We start from the raw sequence: 20,703 nt of genomic DNA on the forward strand, positions 1-20,703 counted from the left end.
TTATTCCTTCAGCCATCGGGCAGCTTTCTCGGCTACTCTGCCTTGGTTTACAAAACAACCAGCTGAACGCTCTTCCTGCAGAGATAGGGCAGTTATCCCAACTGCGAGGGCTTAGCTTAAGTAACAACCAGTTAACTGCGGTGCCGGTAGAGATATTCCAGCTTGCTAAGCTGCAAAAGCTTTGGTTAAGCGATAATCAGCTAACAACTCTTTCTGCTCAGATAGGGAAGCTTTCTCAGCTGCAAGAGTTTGGCTTAAGCTATAACCAGCTAGCCGCTCTTCCTGCACAGCTAGGGCAGCTTTCTCAGCTGAGAAAGCTTTTCCTACATAACAACCATCTAACCGCTCTGCCTACAGAGATATGGCAGCTATCGCAGCTGGAAACTCTTGACTTAAGTAATAATCAGCTAGCGGCTATTCCTGCAGAGATAAGGCAGCTTTCTCAGCTACATTTGCTTGGCTTAAGGAACAACCATTTAACCGTTATTCCTCACCTTCCAGGGGTAATTCTTACTATTGAGGGCAATCCTCTTTAGACGGTATTATGAAGAAAGGATTATCTTTCGTGCAGTTCTTTGCTGTGGTAAAGAAACGAGGAACTATCTTCCCTAGCCTTTAAGCTAAGTTTGCAGATTAAGCTTTAGTATGTTATGCGGGCTATAAAATGAAAGATTCGTTAGCAAAAAACTTGAGAAGCTAGCCAAAGAGGTGAAAGAAAATTGGTAAAATAATGAATTTAATTTCAAGAGAGTAAAACTTTTATGCTTTTTCTAGTTTTCAAATTTGAAGAGTGGTAATCATCACGCTTTTGATTTCTAGTAAAGTCGCTTCATTGACTGTAATAACGAAGGGCTCGATATAAATCGATTCTCCCTCTTCAGGCATGTGCCCTAACTTAGAAAGGACTAGTTCTGATAGCTTTAATTTTTTCTCATCAGCTAGCTTTACATCAAATTGTTTATAAAACTCTTCAATCGTCATATCACCTGGCAGAGTTCTATCGATGATTAATTGATTAGGTAAAGCGTCTTGCTTGTGGATAGGGTGAGGGTGAGAGCCGAAGATGGCTTGCATAATGCAGTCAAGGCTAAGGATGCCGGAGGCTTGTCCATTGACATCTAAGACAACGGCTACACTCTGATTATTGCTCTTAAATTGTTTGAGGATCTGCATGATGTTAGTATTTTGGGTGATAAACCAAGGAGGAAGGCAATAGTCACGTAGCCGTTTATTATCGGCAGCGCGAATCAATAGCCGCGGGAAAGCTATTCCTATAATATGATGCATTTCCCCAAGGTGAACGGTTAAGAAACGCTCTTTTGTTTTAGCCATTAAACGTTTAGCATCTAAGATCGTAGCAGTAGCACCTATGGTAGGAATTTGGCCAATAGGGATCATGAGCTGGCGCGCTTCCTTATTGTTCATCTTAAAGATATTGGCAGTAATCGTTTCAAATTCCTTGTTTTCAGAGCTGTGGAGTTTAATGTCATCTTGCTCTTCTAAAAGCTTCTGAAGCTCTTTTTGACTAAGATAGAAGTTGGCATTAGATTCTCGTCCTCCAATTAAATAATTGGCTAGTTTTGAAAGTCCGCTAATCACCCATAAAATGGGAGCCATCAATTTGGCAGTAAAATAAACAATCGGTACTCCCATCATAGCAATATGCTCAGGATAGCGCCTAGCTGCCAAGATAGGAGCTAACTCGCCAAAAATTACGACTAGGATAACCTGCGATAAAGGGGCAAGATCAGGATCAAGGCCTATACTTTGATGGAAAACTCGAGCACATTCCGATCCAATTACCATGGCTAAATTAACGATAATTAAGGTAGTCCCAAATAATCGTGAAGGGTTATGAAGAAGATCATTAAGCCAAATTGCTCGTGTATGACCTTTGCTATAGTAATACTGCAGTCTTATCTTATTAAAAGAGACACAAGCCATTTCTGCCATAGAGAAAAAAGCTAAAACGAAAATAGAAAAAATATTAAAAAATAGCCACCAGCCTGCCGAAAGATTCATTTAATGCTACCTACTTTTAAGCCTTCGAACGTATATTCTTCTTATCCTGTTTGGATCAGCCGATAAAACTTGAAAGAGAAAGGTGTGGTTTTCAAATTTAGTGCCACTTTTAGGGATATCTCCCAGCTGTTCTGTTAGCCATCCCCCTAAGGTAACCATACTTTCACTTTGTAAATTCGTATCAAAGTAATTATTAAATTCATCCAATTCCATTTTCCCACTTGCAATAATCTCGTCTTTTCCTGCTTGGGTAAAAATAACTTTTTGATCGCGTAAATCTTTAATTTTACCTACGACTACTTCGACGATATCTTCATAGGTAACTAAGCCAGAAATAGAGCCATATTCATCTACCACCAGAGCTATTTCTTGGCCACTTTCCTCAAATCGCCTTAATAAGGTACGCGAAGGGGTGGTCTCTGGAATGTAATAGGGGCGCCATAAGAAGTTTTTTAAATCTTGGGAGGTATGGATGGCTTGCCGATGGAGAAAATATTGTTTAGCATCAATGATCCCCAAAACATTTTCAATGCCATTTTCACAGACGGGGAGACGAGTGCATTGCTTATCCACGAAAAGATGAATTAATTTTGTTAAAGGATCTTCTTTATTATAAAATAGAATTTCTTGGCGCGGACGCATGATTTCTCTTACATTTGTATCCTGCAGATTTAAATATCCTCCAATTAATTCTCGTTCCTCATGGTTAAGAATCCCCGCTTCCTCAGATTTTTTTAGCACGTGATGAAGTTCTTCGCGCGATATAACGGCATCTTTTTTTAGAAAGAAAAAAAATACACGCGAAATGGGAGAGAGAATGTAGATGATAAATGTTTTGATCGGGTATAGCAGGCGTTGTAGAGAAGCCAAAGCAGGTGCGGTATGCTTAGAAAGTTTAACATTGTTTTGTATCCCCAGGTACTTAGGTACAATCTCGCCAAAAACTAATAAAAGTACAAAAGGTAAGCCTACGGCCATTAGCCACCCACCAGCGTTTGTAAAAGCATGTGAGATAACGTTTTGCAGGAGAATATTGACGATCGTATTAAGAAGAAAAACGGTAATTAGCAACTCACGCGGCTGCGCAAGCAGCCTAGAGATCAGGCGTTCGCGTGAATCTTCACTGTTTTTAAAGCTTTTAATTCTTGTAGAAGAAAGAGAAAAAAGCGCTGCTTCTGAAGCAGAGCACCAACCAGAAGCAAGTGTGAGCAATAAGATAACTACAATTAAAATTAAACTACTTATCATGGCTTGCTTGCCATTGATTTATCAAAAAAGACTTTAATTTGTCCCTCGGGCACAAGACCTAAACCTTTCATAAGAACTTGCTCGACCCATGCCGGATCGCTTTGGCTATTAATTTCAATTAAAAGCTTTTCTTGCAAAGCATACGCTTCTTTCTTTTGTTTTTCTAGCTCTTGGTAATGCTCTTGAAGGGTAGCATACTCTTTATCCCGTACTTTCATACCCTGTTCCAATAGCATATAGATAAAAAGGCCAAACAGAATGACCCACCAAGCTTGAAAAAAAAACTGTTCTACGTATCGATTAATTTTAAGAAGAAAGAGCTGCATACATCAAATTTATATTCTTTTACTGTTTTTCTATCCAGCGTTTTAACACAAGTTAACCATCTAGCAGCTTATCAATCTGAGGGAGCATGAAAAATATCTAGATAGATGGACGAACACCTGTTTCTTATTTGATAAGAAAAAGCACAAGAACGATTTTTTATTGGATTTTTCAAGGGCACAATCTTAGATGAAAGTCTTCTTTGTTTTTTAGAATCTATTTGGCTTAAGCTAAGCCTAACTCTTTCAGATTAAAATTCAACCCTTAGGCCATTTTCTGCCTAATCGCAGAGCTTTTATAACTCATTCTAAGTAGCAAATATATTTACTAAAACTTTTTTAAAGGCCCTTTAATTTTTTTCTATAGAGGAGAGCCTAGCTTTCATTTCTAAGAAAAAATGCTTAAAAATAAAAGTGGTAAATCTTAAAAAAGATCTAAATAAATAAATCGCTATTTAAGTGGAAGCAGGATAGGCTTTTACTGCCGCCCTGCAGCCAGCTTTTTTGTCTATAGATAAGGTTTTTTACCTCTTTCTATTTTCTTTATTTATTACAGAAATTAGGCTTTAGACATGCCCCTTAAGCTTTATAATTTTTTTATCGTTAACAAGGCAAATGCTATATTTTTCTAGCATTTTCTATGCTATTTAAGTAAGCAAGCACTTGTCAAATATTTTTAGATAAGATAAAAGCCTATCCTGCTTATTACTTTGCTAAAACCCATAAATTTTTCTTAAGTTTTCGTTTAACACAACAACACTTAAGGGATGATTAAAAAAAGGAGAATCGATGAAAAAAACTATTCTGATCCAGGGGATAATAGCCTTATTCTGTCATACAGGATCTTTAATGGCACACTGCCAAATGCCTTGTGGAATTTATCATGATGAGCTGGTGTTCAATCAGGTCGATCAATATATCGAAACTATGTATAAAGGGATCACTGAGCTTAATAATAGTAAGTTTTCTACTCCCTTTGAACGCAATAACTTCATCCGATGGGTAAAGCTTAAAGATACAGCTTCAGATGAAATTGCCAATCTTATTACGGAATACTTTCTACAGCAGAAGATAAAGCCGGCCGAAGCTGACACTCCTAAACGTTTAATAAGTGCTCATAAAATGTTATTTGAGCTTACGGCCATTAAGCAGAACGTAAATATAAAGATGATAGAAGCCTTTGCTGACGAGTGGGAAAATTTTAAACAGATGTTTCACGTGATTAATTATGAATGCCAGATTGACCTCATTAAGCGCAGAAAACGAGAGAGAGATTTTCAACTTAAAGATCAGCGGAAACTAAATGATAAGCCTTCCTCTGCAGGAAATCCTCCTTCGGATGAGCAGCATGAGCATTCTTCAGCTGATCATGATCATGAGCATACTCATTAAGTATAAGAGCTTATTTTTTAGAGTTTGGTTTAGGCAGATATAAAGAAAGTGGATGAGTTTGGAAATAATGAATATGAATGTTCTAAACTTCCAACCCTAGAAAAATTTAAATCTGCCTTTCTGCCCTTTTTAAGTTTCTTATCCTTTAGTAAAGTGCCACACCTTTTCTTAAAGGATAAGGAAAATAAGGGGGGCGCTTTTTATTTACTCTTCCGGGTTCTGCTTAAATTTTTTTCTCGAGAGTTTTTATTGAGGAGGATTATTTAAAAGGTACGCAAAAAGGATGGTTAGGCTTAAAAGCAGATTTTATGCAGCTTATTCCTTGTTTTTCATCAAAGTCATTAAAAAGCGTAAAACCCATGTGGGATGCTTAAAAAAATATTTTATTAGATTTATATAGGTTACATGATTTAATGATCGATAAATAACGTGAGGATCGTTTCTAAGTGCATCTTGAAGCCATTCTTTATGTAAGAAAAAAAAGTGGCTAGGGAGTTGCTGAAGGGGAAAAAAATCGATCTCTCTTGTTTCGGCGCCTTTTTGTAGTTCTCCCTTTAAAGGGGAACATTCATATATTTCAGTAAAGCGCGAGAGTTTATTGATAGGAGTATATTCGGCTACTTTCCTTAGGACTTTTACGGTGAGACCCGTTTCTTCTAGCACTTCTCTAATAACAGCTTGACAAGAGTTTTCATTCTCTTCAACGCCCCCACCAGGTAGGACCCAAAGAGGAATATCTTGACGTTTGACTAGCAAAACCTGAGATTTATTGGAGTTAAAAATCACACCTATAGCAGCATTTTTTCTCATATAAATAGAGGTCCCAGAGGCAGTTAAACGAATAGTGTAAAGCATAGAATCATAAGAAGCAAATGAAGTATTTTTAACAGTTATAACTAGCTTATTCTTTATATTTTGCTGCCATTATTGTTAATTGACATAGAATAGCGTTTTCTATATAATTAGTCTGCTAAGCTCTCTTTGAGGCTTGATATTGAACAGATAATTAATTAGCTAAAGTTTTTTTTAAGCATTCTTTGTAGGAACTCTTAAAGGAATGCTTGAAGAAAAAAACAAGGAAGGGAGTGTCGTTCACTATTTTTCTCTTTAACTCATCAATTTTTTCTTTTTTAGTTCATCTTATCCTTTTGAATCTCTAAGGCTCTTAGCGCACACGCCTTTTGAAAAAGTTTATTGCCTTTTTGAAGAGTTTAATTGTATTATTTGTAGCTTTGCTTATTATTTGAATGGAGAAAAATATGTCTCTTAAAAAGTCATCCAGTGTAATGGCAGCAGGGTTAGCATTATTTTCCATGTTTTTCGGTGCCGGAGATCTCATTTGGCCCTTAATCTTAGGAGGAAACGCTGGCGATAAAAACTTTTTTGCTATGCTGGGCTTACTAGTAACAGGTGTAAGCCTACCTTTACTAGGCTTGATAGCGATGATGATGTTTCGAGGCGACTATCGACAATTTTTTGGCCAAACAGGTAAATGGCCAGGTCTTATTCTAGTATTTATCATACAGGCAATTTTGGGCCCCATTGGCTCTATTCCGCGCTTAATTACACTTTCCTTTGCTACTTTAAAGCCTTATATGCCTGGAAATGTGACTCTTTTTACCTTTAGCATTTTATCCTCTCTACTCGTTTTGGGCTTTACTCTAAGAAAAAATAAAGTGATTAATTTTTTGGGATTAGTTTTGACTCCTCTTCTATTACTTTGTCTAGGATGTATTCTTGTTGTAGGTTTTATTAATCCACCTGAAGCCCATCTAGTTTCCTGGGCACCCGTAGAAGCATTCAATCAGGGCTTACATGTGGGTTATAATACTTTAGATTTAATTGCAGCTTTCATTTTTGCCCCTTTAGTTTTAAGCCATTTTATGACTGATCAAGAAGAGGCTAGCAGCGGGGAGAAACGACATGAGATTTTTAATAAAATGCTTAAAGCAAGCCTTTTAGCTGCAGGCCTGCTCTCTGCAATGTATATTGGCCTGACCTCGGTGGCTTCCTTTTATACTCATGTATTGCCTGCCAACCATTTACCTGAGGAGCGCTTGTCAGCTATTGCGATGCATTTATTAGGCCCTCAAGGCGCTTTTGTGGCATGTCTAGCGGTAGCCATGGCTTGCTTGACCACAGCAATTCCGCTGGTAAGTATCTGCGCCGATTACATCCAGAATGACCTTTTGCCTGTCGACAAAGGTCCTTTATTACCTTTGGGCATTACATTAGGTATCTCATTAGGAATTGCTAATTTAGGCTTTAGTGGAATTGCAAGCATGCTTGCCCCTTTGCTTAATATCTTATGTCCTAGCCTAATCGTGTTAAGCATTTCAAATATCATCAATAAGCTATACGAGATTAGAACACGAAAAGCACCTATTTTCATTACTTTTGCTTTGTCTACTATGAATTATTTTATTTAAAAAGATAAGGTTTGCCTCATCCTCTGCATTCTAAAAACTTTTTGGAAAAGAACGTTTGATCACCTTTAGAAAAAGACATTAAGTTTTTTGGAAGCCATTAAAATAAATAGTCTTTCTTCAAGCATTTCTATGCTGATTTTGTAAGAAAGCTAGTTTGGATTTTCCTAGATAGAAGCAGATATGTTTTTAAGAAAGGCAAAGTAAAACTGCCGTGTTTTTTCTATCCGCGCAACTATTGCGCCCTAACATAAATCACTTCTTGTTTTAAGCTTGAAGAGACTCTCTGAGGGGATTAGTGGCTTTCTGGATAGCTAAACGAAAAGGAATTAATAATACAAAATCAAAAAGTATTTTAATACTTAAGTCACTAAGAGCCCAATTCATCAGCGGAACAGGCTCTCCCCAAAACGCTAGACTCCAAAAGATGCAAGTATCTACAAAAGATGCTCCTATTGAAGCAAATAAAGGGGCAAACCACCATGTCCTTTTTCGCATAGAAGCAAAAATGCTGATATCTAATAGCTGAGAGATCAAAAAAGCTAGCCCTGAAGCACAAGCTATCTTAGGTGTAGACAACCAAATAGATAATAAAAATGCCAGCATAAAACCTACATAGACGACGCGTTTAGCAACTCTAGGGCCATGCAGGCAATTATTAACTTCAGTGACCAAAAATGATAGTGGATAAGTAAAAGATCCCCATGTAAGCCAATCATTAATAGGAAATTGAACCAAAAAATTGCAGCTGGTGACGATAGCAATCATGGCAAGGTAAGCGAATTGAATACTGAACATACAACCCTCTGATTAAAAGCGTTATCTTACATAAAATGAGAATTATATGCCTACATTTTGTGTGTTTTCTTTGCTGATAAATATTTCTTTTTTTCTCTTAATAGAATCTCTTTATGTTTAAATTTAATCTATAAGCTTAAGCAAGTTTTGCTTGATTATTACAAACCTCTTCTCGAAGTTGCTCAATTGAGCCAGTAAATAGGAAAAGACGCCGCCGGACAAAGAAGCTCTATCCTGGTTTTCAGAAAATTTTTACTGGTTATTATTTTGAAATTTTTCCTAGAGCTCATGGATAGGCTTTATAGCCATCCTCTCTTTATGATTGATCTTTATTCTCGCGTATGCGAATAAATAATTTTACTGTTTTTTTGCTTGCTTACTAGAAAAATTTGGTACTTATTTTGTTTTTAAGGGTTTTTAATCTTAAAGAAATTGGGGAAGATATGTCAGAAGAGTTAAAGATTATCTGGATTTTAGCTATAGGGTTTGGGCTAGCGTGCCTTTTGGGATATTCGGCTCATCGCATGAAATTATCGCCTATCCTAGGGTATGTAATTGCTGGATATTTGATTGGACCTAATTTTCCCGGTTTTGTTGCCGATCCTCGTTTATCAGAACAATTAGCTAACATCGGGGTAACTCTGCTGATGTTCGCCGTAGGCCTTAATTTTAAGTGGAATGATTTGGCAGCTGTAAAGAAGATTGTTTTGCCCGGGGCCCTGATTCTTTCCCTCCTCTCTATTGGAGCTGGCATATTTTTAAGCGTTTATCTGGGTCAAACCATGCAAGCTGGATTTGTGATTGGCTTGGCCATTTGTGTCTCTAGTACAGTAGTTATTGTACGGGGCCTAGTGGATCAAAATTTACTTCAGACCCCTCAAGGTCACACAGTATTAGGATGGACGATCGTAGAAGATATCATTTCCGTCTTAGGACTTATTTTATTGCCTACGTTGGTGCAATCTAATTTAGGTGGCGAAAATTCTGGTGTAGAATTTATGTATTCACTAGGAACTTTAATTTTAAAAATCATCGCCTTAGGGGTCATCATTTATTATGTAGGAGAAAAGCTGGTCAAAGAAGTTTTAACTGTTGTCGCTCGGACCCGCTCGCATGAATTGTTTACTTTAGCAATTTTGTCTTGCGTCTTTTTTATTGCTATTGGTAGTGCTTATCTATTCGGAGTGTCTTTAGCATTGGGCGCTTTTATTGCCGGAACTGTCGTAGGAAAAACAGAAGTGAGCCATCAAGCTGCTGCTAATGCCTTACCTATGCGCGATGCTTTTGCCGTTATTTTCTTTCTATCCGTAGGAATGCTCTTTAATCCTACGGTAGTTAAAAATAATTTGCCTCTTTTTTTCGGCTTGCTTTTTATCATTCTGGCTTTAAGACCGATGATGGCATTTTTAATCATTAAGTTAGCCAAGTATCCGCAAAGTATAGCGATTTCAGTAGCAGTGGCCATCAGCCAAATAGGTGAATATTCCTTTATCTTAGCCGAAGAGGGAAACCAGCTGAAGATATTGTCAGACAACGCCTATGATATTTTAGTAGCCTGCGCCTTTATTAGTATTATGTTAAATCCTCTTTTATTTCAGCTATTTAGACCTTTAGCTTCCCAGAAAACAAAAAAACTTTTTCCTGAAAATAAGGAGGCTGATCAATCCTTAGAAGCCTTATATAAAAATGTGGATCTTCAACAATCTTTTCTGCCCCGAGCTTTAGTCATCGGCTATGGTCCTGTCGGCCGGGCCGTCACCCATTATCTTAAGGAAAGCAACTTCCATCCTCTCGTGATAGATCGGAATATCGATACTGTAGCTGCCATGAAAGAAAAGGGGATTGAAGCCATATTTGGTGATGCCACCCAGTTTCAGATCATGGAAAAAGCTGATCTTACTAACCTTCAGCTAATGGTAGTCACTACACCCGATTTGCATATAACCCAATCAATTATTCAAGTGGCCTATCATATTAACCCCTATATTAAAATTATTGCACGCTCCCACTATAAAGTAGATCATCAATTTCTTAAATTTGCAGAAGTACCCATGGTGTGGGATGAGGAAGCTGCTGCCGAAAAGATGGTTTCTCTTCTTCGCACTCAATTAGCTTAAGTTTCCCCTAACATTTGAACGATAAAAAATTGAAGGGGGATGTGTTTAACAAAATTAAGTAAGTAAAACTTAGAATTAATTTTGAATCACGCAGAAGATGTCTAAAGTAGTGTGAGCTGATTTATAGCACTTTTTCTTGCTAACGGAAGATTGTAAGGATGGAACTTATTAAGATTGCTATATTTCTGGGGAGCAGCTTATTACTCTGTCATGATAGGGATGCAAACAAGCTTGGGCTTGATACGAGCACCCTCAAAGCAAACATTTCCCTTAGACTATCCCAAGACTGTTAATGAAGCTTATAATACCTCTTGAAGAAACTTTATTTGTATGGCTAAAAAGAGAATTAACCCTTTAAGTTGGCTTTCTCCTTAAAAACACAGTTTTATTAAGCATAGGCTTGCATAAAGAGCTGCTCAAAAGTGCATAACATAGAAAAGCAAACGCCTAGATTTTTTGAAGGTATGGTTAATGATAGCAATGCCAGTTCTTTAATTGCGCTTTAAGTCAGGTTTATAAGGATTCAGCGTACCCTCGTTCCAGAAAATCTTTAACAATCTGAATGGCGTTGGCTTGTTGCTTTTTTGGGTCCCACCCATCGCCTCTATCACGCCGTTTAGCAATATTTGCTTCTTTAGTCCAGCCTTCCCATTTAAATTGGCCGTTTTTTATTCTTTCAAAAATCTTTAAAATATGATCTTTTAAATGGATGGTTGCTTCAAAAGGGGCTAGTGCTCCTTCTACCACTTGGCTTAGTAAATTGAGAGCCAGTGTTCTTCCTTCTACTTCTTCTTCGGCATCTATTTCGTTAATCACTTCATCCACTATGTCCTCCGTTGAGGATAAATATTAGACGGTTGCGAAGGATGCATCTGTGTATGCCAAGGAGGAAAAAGAGGTGGTAGACAGGAAGGGAGGGGTAATATACCTTGAGAGTAATAGTGAGGTTGTGGAGGAGGAGGTAAGGGTAAAGTAGAAAAGACGGCAGCAGATTCTTCGTTTTGCTGATTTTGTAACTCTTGGGAAAGCGTGTGTCTGATTTTCTTTGCACGATTGATTTCTTCCAACCTTACAGCTTGTATTTTTTCTGCATGAGAAGCATGTGGGAAAAGGGAAGCCTGGCTTGATTCTTCGCTCGAAGGGGCTGGCGCTTCTCTTTTTCTTTTCTTGAGTTTTTTTTGAAGATATGAAGTATTAGAGCTAGGACGTGGAGGTGGTATCGGGCTAGATATATATTTTCCAAATAAAATATTATAATAAATAAAATAAATGATAAGGTTGATTATGTTTATAAATGATTCAGATATAAGTAATAATTATAGTCCTCCCTTAGTTAAGGGGCAAGAAGTAAAAAAACACGAGATTAGTTTTGAACTTTCTAGTCTCCTTGAAAAAATTGAGTGGTGCAGTAATAAACGTTTTGTAGAACTTGCGGACGAAAATTCTAAAAAAAATTTAGATTACATTTTAGCAGCAGTGGTAGATGAAAACAATCAGACTACATTTTATGATGGGTGCCAATTTACCCGCTTCATTCAAGAAGTTGATGGAATATATAGCCCATCCACACAAGCAAAAATTAAGGATATTTATTATTATTTTCTCAATCCCAATAAACAAGAGCTGCAGCCTTTGTTTACCAAAAAAGATTTAGAATCTCCTCTTTATTGGAATTACTTATTTGCTAATGATTCTCTTTTAGAAGAAAGTGCTAGGGCAGAATGTTTATTTCAGTTAGGAAATTGTTATTATCAGGGAAGCGGTGTAGAAGTAAATATGAAATACGCTTTAGAATATTACAGACGAGCTATAAATCTAGCGAACCATGCAAAAGCGGTATTGATGTTGGCTTACTGCTATGAAAATGGAGAAGGAATAGAAAAAAATGAAGAATCAGCTCGCCATTGGTATAGCCAGGCAGTATCTCATTCTTCTGATCCAGTTTTAAAGCAATTGGCAAGTCAAAAGCTTACTTACATTGAAAAAGAAGTTTAGCTTAAAAAATCATACTTTACAGAAAAAAAAGCTAAGTAAGAGATTTTATATATGTTTGACGTAGAAGGAATAGTTATTAAAAAACTAACTGTACAGGTTCTTTTATCTACTTAAGAATTTTGCGATCTTAAAAATACTTTAAGGCTAAAAAAAAATCAATTGCAATTAGAGGGGGTGTTTTTTTACACCCGCTCCTTCAAGAAGTTTAAACGTATATTCAGCTTCTTGAGAGGCAGATAGAGTTACTGATAAGTCCAATTCAAGAGCTGCTGGCAACAACTCAGGAACTTAAGTTCCACTTAAAACGCTTTCTTGTGATGAGAATGTGATCGAGCTTTTCAAACGATTTAAAATCATAGCAGATCGCTTCAGAAATAGACGTAAAAGATTTACACTTGGCTTCAACTTAATCGCAAAATCTATAACTTGGAATTAAATATGTAGGCCTTGCAAGAGGCCTACTCTGTTTTAAGGTAACTGGGTTTTTTATACTACACTATATCGATATTCGATATAATGGAATAAAAATGAGATAAAAAGCTTAATTCAATTGTTTGCTGAAGCCCACCTCAGACATTTTGCACGAGATGAACTCTAAGCGTGCAAGGAAAAGATTAGATTCCTCATTATTATACTCAATTGCTTGTAGAAAGTTAGATATGTTAAATGCCTCGATTAATTGGATGGATTTTAAAAGACAGCCAGCAAATAGGCTGGAGGTTTTAAAAGGAAGCTTTAAAGGTAAGTACAGCATTCGTATTAATGATCAATATCCGGTTGTATTCACTTGGGATATCCGAGGGCCAGAGCAAGTTGAAATTATAGATGATCATTAGGCAAGAAAAGAGGAAATCATGCTTTCAAAAAATAGATCACCCATACATCCTGGAGAGGTATTGCTAGAAGAATTTCTTAAACCTCTTAAAATTTCGCAAGCGCAATTTGCTAGTTACCTGGGAGGGACTTGGACTCAACCTAAAATTAGTGAAATCATCAGCAAAAAACGAGGCGTAACGGAGGCAATAGCTCTAGATTTTGCGGATGCCTTAAGGGCCTCGCCTGAGTTTTGGCTTAATCTTCAAAATGGATATGACCTTTGGTTTGCAAGGCAAAACCATCAGCCGATTCCTCGAATACCTGCACTAAAAGCCGTAGGTTTTTAATTTTAATGCTCCTTTGATATTCAATCGAATAACCGTCAGCGATTTAAAGCTCTCTTCTCTTTAATGCAAGGATGACTTCTTAGGATCATGGGTGTAAGAAGTACACGCTAGGCTCTTATTGCCGATGCCTATGAGCCAACAGATTAGTAGGCTTGTAAATGTATTTAATTAAAAAATTTCAGGAAACCGACAGCAAAGCATTCGTTTGTTTCCTTAACGAACAGTTTGAAGATAATGGATGGAAGAAAGAGAAGGAGGATAAGCTGAGAAAAAGAGTTCTCTCTTGTTTATAAGCCATGAAAGACTACTTTTAGATCTAAAAAAGGTAGAAAGCAACAGCTTAAAAAAAGATTGAAAAGCCAGTCCAACGTCGTTTAAAAGAAGCAGAATTTCTGTGTGAGGAATTGAAAGAGAAAGGAAGACAGTTATGAAAAAAGTGATCAAGTACGAAGAAAGTTCAGGGAATGTATTTGCTGATCTAGGCATTGAAAATCCTGAGGAAGCTTTAGCTAAAGCTGAGCTTGCTCGTCAGATTGCTAAACTTATTAAAAAGAAAAAACTCAAACAAAAGCAAGCTGCCGAAATTTTAGGAATAGACCAACCAAAAATCTCTGCTTTAATTCGCGGAAGATTGCGTAGCTTTTCACTTGAACGACTTATCTGCTTCCTCAATGAATTAGGCCAAGATGTTACCATTATGATTAGTCCTGCCAAATCCGCATCACGCGGTCACACCTGGATGAGTGAATCCCATTCGAATACACCTATTGTTGTCTTAGAAAAATAAGAGGAATGGCTTAAACCATAGATGATTTACAAATTAAAGATATGAATTCTGAGGATATTGCAGTGGTTTCTCGGACCTATGCTGAAGCTTTTCCTAGATAAGCTCTTTTCTGAGCCATGTATCACATGTAACATTAATGCTTACCCTCGAATTAGGCTCTTTGTGGCCGAAATCGAGAATAAAATTGTGGGATATATCCAATACGCTGTCATTTAAAGTGCTCGGGTTGCGGTCGAAACTTCACCGAAAGCCAGTCTTCCGGACACGACAGCAAATAGGTTTGTTATCCACTATCCCAGAGGATGTAGAAGGGAAGTGAGTGCTTTAGAGATTAATGATAAGCTCGATATTTATTTGAAAGGCCTTTGTCCTAATCCAGAAGATGTAGAGCTATATTTAGTCATGATGGAAGCTACCTTTAAAGCTAAAGAAGGTGATAGAGAGCTGCAGCTCAGCAAATTCAAGAGCCAGCTAACTAACCATGAAGCTAGCGTACCTAAATTTGATTAACAAGGATTTATAACAGGCGAGCTGGAAGCTGACTCTTATAACCGTCTCAAACTTCATAATCGGAGTCAAATGGAGAAATTAAAGCTTGATAGGGAAGCACTAAAGGTTTAATGATACAGCCTTTGAAATATAGAGCAGGTATATGGCATTAATCTTTTGACACATATGGATGCCTACTTCCAAATGGTGCCTTGGGATGTGAAACGGAAAATGCTTGTTTTTATGTAGGTGGAAAATTAGTTTTTCAATAGGGAAATTATCGAGCCGAGGGAATGAACCTAAACCTATCTCTTATCTTGCAGAAAAACAACGAGCTACAAAATGAAAAAACCGGAGACATTGTCATTTCTGAAAATTTCTCCGGCAATGTGCCCAAGATAGGACTCGAACCTACACACCTTACGGCACCAGAACCTAAATCTGGCGTGTCTACCAATTTCACCACTTGGGCTCAAATATTACAAATATGCGGCTAGGTTAAGCAATTTCCACCCTTCTTGTCAATGTGTATTACTTAAATCGGCAAAAGGAGAAAAAGTTTCTTTAATATTTCTTAACAATCCCTTGTTATACTCCGAAATAATATTTAATTTTTTAAAAAATAACGATTCATGCTTGGTAAAATTTATCTTTCTTTTCTCTACATCTTGCCTTTCTTTTCTCTTGAGGGCTTAGAAAACGCTAAATCTTTATCTTTCGATGCCGAGAATCTTGTCCAAGAGGTAGTGTTTGATGGAAAGGAAGCTTCTACTCTTCCTATAAGTGAATGGCGCTTGAAGAATGGTATGAAAGTCATATTGAAGCAAACAAATGATGAGGAAAATGAAATCTCTGTGCGTTTGGTGGCCTTAGGGGGTTATGGATCTGTGGAACCTGAAGATCGTGCTTCAGCTGAATTGGCAGCAAGCGTAGCTATGGAATCCGGAATAGGGGAATGGTGCCCTGACAAGTTAGCGGCGCTCTTATATGATCAATCCATAGAATTGAATATTAAAATAGAACCTTTCGTTCGATCCATTGACGCTTCTTTCCCCCCTGAAAGTCTGGAAATATTTTTTACGTTAGTTAAGAAGATTTTTCAACAGCCCAGATGCACTCCTGAAGCTTTCAATCAGGTGTTAAAAAGTAAAAAGGATGAATTGACACGAAGAGGCAGAGAAGTAGATAGCGATAGGCTTTTAAAGGTTATTGCGGTGCAGGAGCAGCATGCTTTGAACCCTTTAAGTTTTACAGATCTTAAAAAAGCTAGGGTGAGTCAGTCTGAAAGTTTTTTTCGTGCAGCTTTTTCTAATCCTGCAGACTTTGTTTGCATTATTGTAGGTAAGATTAATGCCGAAAAAATAAAAAAACTTTGTAGTGACAGTTTTTCTACTTTGAGTGTCCAAAAGATAGACCAGGAATTTATCCTTCCTCATTATAAGAAAGCTCCTAAAGTTAGGATGACTAAAATTCACCATCTTCCCCATAGCCAAGAAAGTCTAGTTTATTTGTCTTTGCCTCTTCATCTCTGTTTGGATCCTATCCGCTTAGAACATTTGGAGCTTGCTTGCCAGATCATAGAAACTCGCTTAAGAAATCATATAAAAAACCATTCTTCGGAGAGTAGGGGAATGGATGTAAGGTATGAGCTGCCCTTATACCCTTCTTTAGAATATCCATGGATAACCGTTCAATTTCATGTGGATGATAAACAGATTAATTCTACTTTAGACTTAGCTCTACAGCAGATAAAAACTATATGTAGAGAAGGTTTTTCTTTAGATGAAGTTACAGCGGCCTCCCAACTTAAGCAAAAAAGGGCAAAGCTGTGGGAGTGTAGTCACGATTATTGGATTATTCTTTTGTCTAATCATTATCTATGGAAATGGAATTCTAAAAAAATTGTAGAAAGATTTCAAATGCCTCAAGTGATAGATCCTAAAGAAATTCATTTTACTCTTTGTCATTCTTTATTAATTGATGAATACACCCCTTTATATTTAGAAGACTAGTATTTTTCTTGTCCATTTTGCTTCAATTTTGATAAATTGGAAAACTTAACAAAGGATTTACATCTTGGGTGAATTTTCTAATATATTAATAATAAATATTGCTACTATTAATAACATTTTTTATACTTGATTTTTAAATTAACATTTAATAAAAGAGGATATATGGAATTAATCGATCAAATTCAGTTTTATAGTACTCGGCTAATCAATGGAGACTGCCTTAACAATTTTCGTTTTAATAACACCTCAGAGATTCGAGAAATATTGATAGCAAAGATAGCTTCTGTGGCACTTATAGCGGGTATAATAACAGCCTTTTTTACTATTACTTGGGCTCCTATGGTATTTATTGTTGCAGGAGTAGCAGCTTTTGCTTACTACACAGCCGAAGGATTAGAGCCGCCTTCTAAGGAGTATGTAACAAACGTCATCGAAAAGATAAGAACAACTTGATAAAATGTTTAGTCAAGAGTTTCTTTTCCCTTCTTTTTGCTTACTTAAAAGGATAGACCTTCTTGAGAATTTTTAAGAGGAAAGTTAAAAAATAAGGGGTTGCTAATAAAACAATTTCTATCCAATTAAATAATTGCTTGTTTGGGGAATAAAAGTTAATCCTAAAAATATTAACGTGAAAGCTTTTGAACCCCCTTCTTTTGATAATTTTTGAGTAGTTCTTAGCGTTGAGGGGTAAGAAATAATTATCTTCTCCCACGTAAAAACTCTCTACCTCTACTTCACTTTCGCGCGACATGCTCCTACCTCTATAATGTGTGAAGAGGTCTAAAGGAAATAATTTCATAAAATTGAGTTTTAAGCTAATGATTTTGACTATATTTAGTTCGACATAATTTAAAGCATTTTCTCCCTGAGACAAGATTTTAGGAGCGTTTTTCTCAAAAAATGCTATATTTTTTTTACAAGTAAATCATTACCAAACCCCCTAATTTCTTGCAAAGTTTACTATGAAACCAAACAAGTCAAATAACCAACAAGGCCGCCTTTTTAAATCCCGCTTTAGCAATGGAATTAACTAGAATCATCCTCTTGTCCAGCTATCCAAGTTGATTGAATGGAAGCAGCTGGAAGAAGAGTTTGATAAGCTATTTGTAGAAAATGTAGGCCAACCAGCTAAGCCTGTAAGGCTAGTTGTAGAGCTTTTTATCTTGCAACACATGTATGGACTTTCGGATGAAAATGTGGTGTATCGATGGGTAGAAAATCCTTATCGGCAATGTTTTTGTGGATATCATCATTTCCAGCATGAACTGCCTATCCACCCTACTTTTTTAATTAAATGGAGGTCTAGGTTAGGAGAAGCTAGATTTAGCAAGATTTTACAAGGAACGATAGCAGCAGCTGTTTTGACAGGCACAGTGAAAAAAAAAGCCTTAAAAAAGTCATTGCCGATACAACAATGATGCCTAAAGCTATCGCTTTTCCTACCGATGCCAAGCTTTACTTTAAGTCTATTCAGGCACTTGTAAAAATGGCTGATAATTACCAAATCACTCTGCGACAAACTCACGAGAAGCTAGCTAAAACAGCTTTGTGCATGCGTGCTGGCTATGCATATGCTCGCCAAATGAAAAGAGCTAAAAGAGAAGAAAAAAGGCTGAATGGCTATTTAGGAAGGTTAATACGCGATTTTGAAAGAAAGACAGAAGAGCAAGCCTTTGAGCCAGAAAGCTCTTTTTTTAGAAACCATCAAACGTATTTTTAACCATAAAAGAAACGATTCATCTAAAGTGTATAGCCTGCATGAGCCCCATGTGGAATGTATTGCTAAAGGTAAAGTTGAGAAAAAATATGAATTTGGCTGCAAAGCTTCGCGAGTGATTACTCATCAAGAAGGGTTAGCGTTAGATATCAGATTCATCCATGGCAATCCGTACGATGGGCACATGCTTGAAGAAGCCATTAAGAAAGCTTTAGCATAATAGCGGCAAGAACATCGAAATAGCTTTTGTAGATAAAGGTTATCGAGGTCATACGGTAGAAGGCAAAACTATATTTATTTCTGGGCAAAGAAAAGGCTTAAATTATTGAATCAAAACTCAAATCAAAAGACGCCAAGCGATAGAACCTCATATCGGCCACATGAAAAATGATGGCAAACTTGGACGCAATTATCTTAAAAGCCGATTGGGAGATTGTTTTAACGCCATTTTATGTGGAATTGGCCATAATATACGTTTAATTTACAACTGGCTAGTCGCTCAAAATTTTCCCAAGCGTCTTTATTCAGGCTACAAAAGTTCATTTTCTCTTTTAATTGCATTAAAACCCTATCTTGAAGGCTACCCCCTGCTCTAAAACTCTTAATTTTTAGTCAATATTCATCTTCAGCAACAAAATTTCTTGAATTTTTGTTTTTTTAGATCAGCACTAACAAATAGTTCGCAATTTTTCTTTCTAAAATGGATACAATAAGGAAGTCTTTTTGCCATGGGTTCGATAGATTTTTTTTTCTCCATCTAATATTAGTCCTGAAATGTATAATCTGCACCAGTGGACTCTTTCTGATCTTCCTAAGTAGACTTTAAAACGTTGATCCATTCATTAAGTTGCTCGCGAATGGAATTTAATTGATCTAGATCCATTGCCCCCTCCTTAATTAACAAAACTTACTTACATTAATATTAGAAACCTACTTAACGAGGTAGTACTATATAATAGGAGATAGTGCTCTTTAGACGCCAGCTACCTTACAAGTCTTTAAAAGAGAACAAAGCTTATTTATCACGCGTGTGCCTATGCAAATCAAAGAGGCTAAAGAACTCATAGGAGTGTAGAGCCACTTGCTGACAGCCAAAACTTTATTGAAACGATTCGCCAAGGATTTAGAGAGATTAACAATCTTTATGCGAACGACAATCCGACATATTCTCTTGGCAACCCCTTAATCACGACTTTGGGTGCAATCCTTGCAGGAGCCAAAACGCTAGTTGAGATCCACGCCTAGCAGAGATTAAATAAAAAATGTTTAAGCGTTTGTGAGGGATAGATAAAGAACCAAGCTATTAGATCCATACCATATCGAGAAGTATTTTGTAAAATGGATGCTATCCTTACCAGAAGATGGAAAAAAGCAAACTGATTACCATTGATGGTAAACATTTTAAAGGATCTGCAAGAAGCAAAAAAATATCCTTAGTTTCTGCTTAGAATAGTCGGCGTAGTTTATTGCTGAGGCTGATAAAAGTAGATGAAAAATCAAATGAGATTATGGCGATCCCTGAATTGCTTGAGGTTATGGATATTAATGTTACGATCACTATGAGAGGGGTAGGGAGGGCTGCGGTAAATTGCTTTATAAGGTAATCAAGAAAAGTTACTGTCTAAAAGCTGAAAGTTTTTTTGAGCAAGTAAGAACAATCGGCTATAAAGAAGCAGAGTACAAAACAGTATTCAATGGCGAGAAAAGGCATGGAAGAATAAAAGAACGTGGAGCGTAGCTACTAATGACTTTGCATGGTTAGATTGCAAAAAAGATTGGAAGGACCTATAGCTTCCTAATAGAAGTGACCTCTACGCTAACAATCTAAGGAAAAACAACGGAAGCAAAAGCTATTATATCTGTAAATATTGTGCTTACGTCAAAAGAGGCAGGAAAGAATGCTAAGAGCTAGTGGACCGTAAAAAATTATTTGCATGGAAATAGTGATGAGAATTTTAAAGAAGATAGTAGCTTGCCAGCCATAGATCCTGCAGCGGAAAATCTAGTCATTCTTAGAAGATTAGCAAGCACCCTGATTAGAATAGGCTTTGGGAGGTATGCGTGGAACTGCCAAGCGAAGAAGACAGGCTGTTCGGGATGATTCTTGGACCCTAAGGTTTTTGTCAATAATAGTTAGGGTGATCTGTAAAAAAATTTAATTAAAATGCCCTGCTACCCACTCAGTTCCAAATATTTACAATTTGCTTGCGAAAA

At 36.9% G+C, this 20,703-nt stretch carries 22 protein-coding genes, 1 tRNA gene and 1 pseudogene; 16 read left to right on the forward strand and 8 right to left on the reverse strand.

Annotation, left to right across the window (positions count from 1 at the left end; translation table 11 throughout):
- Window positions 1–536 (forward strand): leucine-rich repeat domain-containing protein (locus DB42_RS04525; RefSeq protein ID WP_044881934.1); only part of this gene is annotated, 536 nt, incomplete at its 5' end.
- Between the two features lie 241 nt (window positions 537–777).
- On the opposite strand, the gene DB42_RS04530 is transcribed toward DB42_RS04525, so the two are convergent.
- Genes DB42_RS04530 through DB42_RS04540 form a run of 3 tightly spaced genes read right to left on the reverse strand, consistent with a single transcriptional unit; the run spans window position 778 to window position 3,596 of the window.
- Window positions 778–2,022, reverse strand: coding sequence for a CNNM domain-containing protein (locus DB42_RS04530; protein WP_044881935.1), 1,245 nt, complete (start codon window positions 2,020–2,022; stop codon window positions 778–780).
- 6 nt (window positions 2,023–2,028) lie between these two features.
- Window positions 2,029–3,270: a hemolysin family protein gene (locus DB42_RS04535; protein WP_044881936.1), complete on the reverse strand. Its 1,242-nt coding sequence runs from the start codon at window positions 3,268–3,270 to the stop codon at window positions 2,029–2,031.
- Window positions 3,267–3,596, reverse strand: coding sequence for a hypothetical protein (locus DB42_RS04540; RefSeq protein WP_042240136.1), 330 nt, complete (start codon window positions 3,594–3,596; stop codon window positions 3,267–3,269). The genes DB42_RS04535 and DB42_RS04540 overlap by 4 nt, the downstream gene beginning before the upstream one ends.
- A 786-nt stretch (window positions 3,597–4,382) precedes the next feature.
- On the opposite strand from DB42_RS04540, the gene DB42_RS04545 reads away from it, so the two are divergent.
- Window positions 4,383–4,985 carry a superoxide dismutase [Ni] gene (locus DB42_RS04545; protein WP_044881937.1) on the forward strand — a complete coding sequence of 201 codons (603 nt, stop codon included), beginning with the start codon at window positions 4,383–4,385 and terminating at the stop codon, window positions 4,983–4,985.
- Window positions 4,986–5,300: 315 nt separating this feature from the next.
- On the opposite strand, the gene DB42_RS04550 is transcribed toward DB42_RS04545, so the two are convergent.
- Window positions 5,301–5,840: an NUDIX hydrolase gene (locus tag DB42_RS04550; RefSeq protein WP_238578992.1), complete on the reverse strand. Its 540-nt coding sequence runs from the start codon at window positions 5,838–5,840 to the stop codon at window positions 5,301–5,303.
- Window positions 5,841–6,244: 404 nt separating this feature from the next.
- Here DB42_RS04550 and DB42_RS04555 point away from each other — a divergent pair, with 404 nt between their 5' ends.
- Complete coding sequence (locus DB42_RS04555; RefSeq protein WP_044881938.1) at window positions 6,245–7,414, forward strand: branched-chain amino acid transport system II carrier protein; 1,170 nt, start codon at window positions 6,245–6,247, stop codon at window positions 7,412–7,414.
- 264 nt (window positions 7,415–7,678) lie between these two features.
- On the opposite strand, the gene DB42_RS04560 is transcribed toward DB42_RS04555, so the two are convergent.
- Window positions 7,679–8,209, reverse strand: coding sequence for a VUT family protein (locus tag DB42_RS04560; protein WP_039385714.1), 531 nt, complete (start codon window positions 8,207–8,209; stop codon window positions 7,679–7,681).
- Window positions 8,210–8,652: 443 nt separating this feature from the next.
- Here DB42_RS04560 and DB42_RS04565 point away from each other — a divergent pair, with 443 nt between their 5' ends.
- Window positions 8,653–10,326 carry a cation:proton antiporter gene (locus DB42_RS04565; RefSeq protein WP_044881989.1) on the forward strand — a complete coding sequence of 558 codons (1,674 nt, stop codon included), beginning with the start codon at window positions 8,653–8,655 and terminating at the stop codon, window positions 10,324–10,326.
- A gap of 513 nt (window positions 10,327–10,839) precedes the next feature.
- Here the strand turns inward: DB42_RS04565 and DB42_RS04570 are convergent.
- Window positions 10,840–11,151 carry a hypothetical protein gene (locus DB42_RS04570; RefSeq protein WP_044881939.1) on the reverse strand — a complete coding sequence of 104 codons (312 nt, stop codon included), beginning with the start codon at window positions 11,149–11,151 and terminating at the stop codon, window positions 10,840–10,842.
- Complete coding sequence (locus DB42_RS04575; protein WP_044881940.1) at window positions 11,151–11,393, reverse strand: hypothetical protein; 243 nt, start codon at window positions 11,391–11,393, stop codon at window positions 11,151–11,153. Before DB42_RS04575 ends, DB42_RS04570 begins: the two co-directional genes overlap by 1 nt.
- Before the next feature lie 217 nt (window positions 11,394–11,610).
- Here DB42_RS04575 and DB42_RS04580 point away from each other — a divergent pair, with 217 nt between their 5' ends.
- The 6 genes and pseudogenes from DB42_RS04580 (at window position 11,611) to DB42_RS04600 (ending at window position 14,781) form a co-directional block, all read left to right on the forward strand.
- Window positions 11,611–12,321, forward strand: coding sequence for a tetratricopeptide repeat protein (locus tag DB42_RS04580; RefSeq protein ID WP_044881941.1), 711 nt, complete (start codon window positions 11,611–11,613; stop codon window positions 12,319–12,321).
- A gap of 316 nt (window positions 12,322–12,637) precedes the next feature.
- Window positions 12,638–12,765: pseudogene (locus tag DB42_RS11180) on the forward strand (IS5/IS1182 family transposase); the annotation flags it as partial.
- A gap of 143 nt (window positions 12,766–12,908) precedes the next feature.
- Window positions 12,909–13,157: a type II toxin-antitoxin system RelE/ParE family toxin gene (locus tag DB42_RS04585; protein WP_044881990.1), complete on the forward strand. Its 249-nt coding sequence runs from the start codon at window positions 12,909–12,911 to the stop codon at window positions 13,155–13,157.
- An 18-nt stretch (window positions 13,158–13,175) separates the two neighbouring features.
- Window positions 13,176–13,484, forward strand: coding sequence for a HigA family addiction module antitoxin (locus DB42_RS04590; RefSeq protein WP_044881942.1), 309 nt, complete (start codon window positions 13,176–13,178; stop codon window positions 13,482–13,484).
- Window positions 13,485–13,911: 427 nt separating this feature from the next.
- Window positions 13,912–14,271 carry a helix-turn-helix domain-containing protein gene (locus DB42_RS04595; RefSeq protein WP_044881943.1) on the forward strand — a complete coding sequence of 120 codons (360 nt, stop codon included), beginning with the start codon at window positions 13,912–13,914 and terminating at the stop codon, window positions 14,269–14,271.
- 315 nt (window positions 14,272–14,586) lie between these two features.
- On the forward strand, window positions 14,587–14,781 hold the full coding sequence (locus DB42_RS04600; protein WP_039385705.1) for a hypothetical protein: 195 nt from the start codon (window positions 14,587–14,589) through the stop codon (window positions 14,779–14,781).
- 369 nt (window positions 14,782–15,150) lie between these two features.
- On the opposite strand, the gene DB42_RS04605 is transcribed toward DB42_RS04600, so the two are convergent.
- A tRNA-Leu gene (locus tag DB42_RS04605) sits at window positions 15,151–15,232 on the reverse strand.
- A 160-nt stretch (window positions 15,233–15,392) separates the two neighbouring features.
- Here DB42_RS04605 and DB42_RS04610 point away from each other — a divergent pair.
- The 6 genes from DB42_RS04610 to DB42_RS11185 all read left to right on the forward strand — a co-directional run bounded on the left by DB42_RS04610 (window position 15,393) and on the right by DB42_RS11185 (window position 20,590).
- Window positions 15,393–16,772, forward strand: coding sequence for an insulinase family protein (locus DB42_RS04610; RefSeq protein WP_044881944.1), 1,380 nt, complete (start codon window positions 15,393–15,395; stop codon window positions 16,770–16,772).
- Window positions 16,773–16,934: 162 nt separating this feature from the next.
- Window positions 16,935–17,225: a hypothetical protein gene (locus tag DB42_RS04615; RefSeq protein WP_044881945.1), complete on the forward strand. Its 291-nt coding sequence runs from the start codon at window positions 16,935–16,937 to the stop codon at window positions 17,223–17,225.
- A 608-nt stretch (window positions 17,226–17,833) separates the two neighbouring features.
- Window positions 17,834–18,190, forward strand: a complete 357-nt coding sequence (locus DB42_RS04625; RefSeq protein WP_052435985.1) for a transposase — start codon at window positions 17,834–17,836, stop codon at window positions 18,188–18,190.
- A complete protein-coding gene (locus DB42_RS10395) occupies window positions 18,187–18,492 on the forward strand; it encodes a hypothetical protein (RefSeq protein WP_052435986.1) in 306 nt (101 codons plus the stop codon). The genes DB42_RS04625 and DB42_RS10395 overlap by 4 nt, the downstream gene beginning before the upstream one ends.
- Window positions 18,493–18,517: 25 nt before the next feature.
- The gene (locus DB42_RS04630) at window positions 18,518–18,709 is read left to right on the forward strand and encodes a hypothetical protein (protein ID WP_155117423.1); all 192 of its coding nucleotides are present in this window, start codon (window positions 18,518–18,520) and stop codon (window positions 18,707–18,709) included.
- A gap of 1,710 nt (window positions 18,710–20,419) precedes the next feature.
- On the forward strand, window positions 20,420–20,590 hold the full coding sequence (locus DB42_RS11185; protein ID WP_155117424.1) for a hypothetical protein: 171 nt from the start codon (window positions 20,420–20,422) through the stop codon (window positions 20,588–20,590).
- Window positions 20,591–20,703: the final 113 nt, after the last annotated feature.

Origin of the sequence: Neochlamydia sp. EPS4 (assembly GCF_000813665.1) — a bacterium.
Classification (GTDB): Bacteria; Chlamydiota; Chlamydiia; order Chlamydiales; family Parachlamydiaceae; genus Neochlamydia.

What these genes read in the sequence shown, in the direction of transcription:
- DB42_RS04530 (WP_044881935.1), bottom strand. Translation starts at nt 2,022, where the DNA reads ATGAATCTTTCGGCAGGCTGGTGGCTATTTTTTAATATTTTTTCTATT.
- DB42_RS04535 (WP_044881936.1), bottom strand. Translation starts at nt 3,270, where the DNA reads ATGATAAGTAGTTTAATTTTAATTGTAGTTATCTTATTGCTCACACTT.
- DB42_RS04540 (WP_042240136.1), bottom strand. Translation starts at nt 3,596, where the DNA reads ATGCAGCTCTTTCTTCTTAAAATTAATCGATACGTAGAACAGTTTTTT.
- DB42_RS04545 (WP_044881937.1), top strand. Translation starts at nt 4,383, where the DNA reads ATGAAAAAAACTATTCTGATCCAGGGGATAATAGCCTTATTCTGTCAT.
- DB42_RS04550 (WP_238578992.1), bottom strand. Translation starts at nt 5,840, where the DNA reads ATGCTTTACACTATTCGTTTAACTGCCTCTGGGACCTCTATTTATATG.
- DB42_RS04555 (WP_044881938.1), top strand. Translation starts at nt 6,245, where the DNA reads ATGTCTCTTAAAAAGTCATCCAGTGTAATGGCAGCAGGGTTAGCATTA.
- DB42_RS04560 (WP_039385714.1), bottom strand. Translation starts at nt 8,209, where the DNA reads ATGTTCAGTATTCAATTCGCTTACCTTGCCATGATTGCTATCGTCACC.
- DB42_RS04565 (WP_044881989.1), top strand. Translation starts at nt 8,653, where the DNA reads ATGTCAGAAGAGTTAAAGATTATCTGGATTTTAGCTATAGGGTTTGGG.
- DB42_RS04580 (WP_044881941.1), top strand. Translation starts at nt 11,611, where the DNA reads ATGTTTATAAATGATTCAGATATAAGTAATAATTATAGTCCTCCCTTA.
- DB42_RS04585 (WP_044881990.1), top strand. Translation starts at nt 12,909, where the DNA reads ATGAACTCTAAGCGTGCAAGGAAAAGATTAGATTCCTCATTATTATAC.
- DB42_RS04590 (WP_044881942.1), top strand. Translation starts at nt 13,176, where the DNA reads ATGCTTTCAAAAAATAGATCACCCATACATCCTGGAGAGGTATTGCTA.
- DB42_RS04595 (WP_044881943.1), top strand. Translation starts at nt 13,912, where the DNA reads ATGAAAAAAGTGATCAAGTACGAAGAAAGTTCAGGGAATGTATTTGCT.
- DB42_RS04610 (WP_044881944.1), top strand. Translation starts at nt 15,393, where the DNA reads ATGCTTGGTAAAATTTATCTTTCTTTTCTCTACATCTTGCCTTTCTTT.
- DB42_RS04615 (WP_044881945.1), top strand. Translation starts at nt 16,935, where the DNA reads ATGGAATTAATCGATCAAATTCAGTTTTATAGTACTCGGCTAATCAAT.
- DB42_RS10395 (WP_052435986.1), top strand. Translation starts at nt 18,187, where the DNA reads ATGATGCCTAAAGCTATCGCTTTTCCTACCGATGCCAAGCTTTACTTT.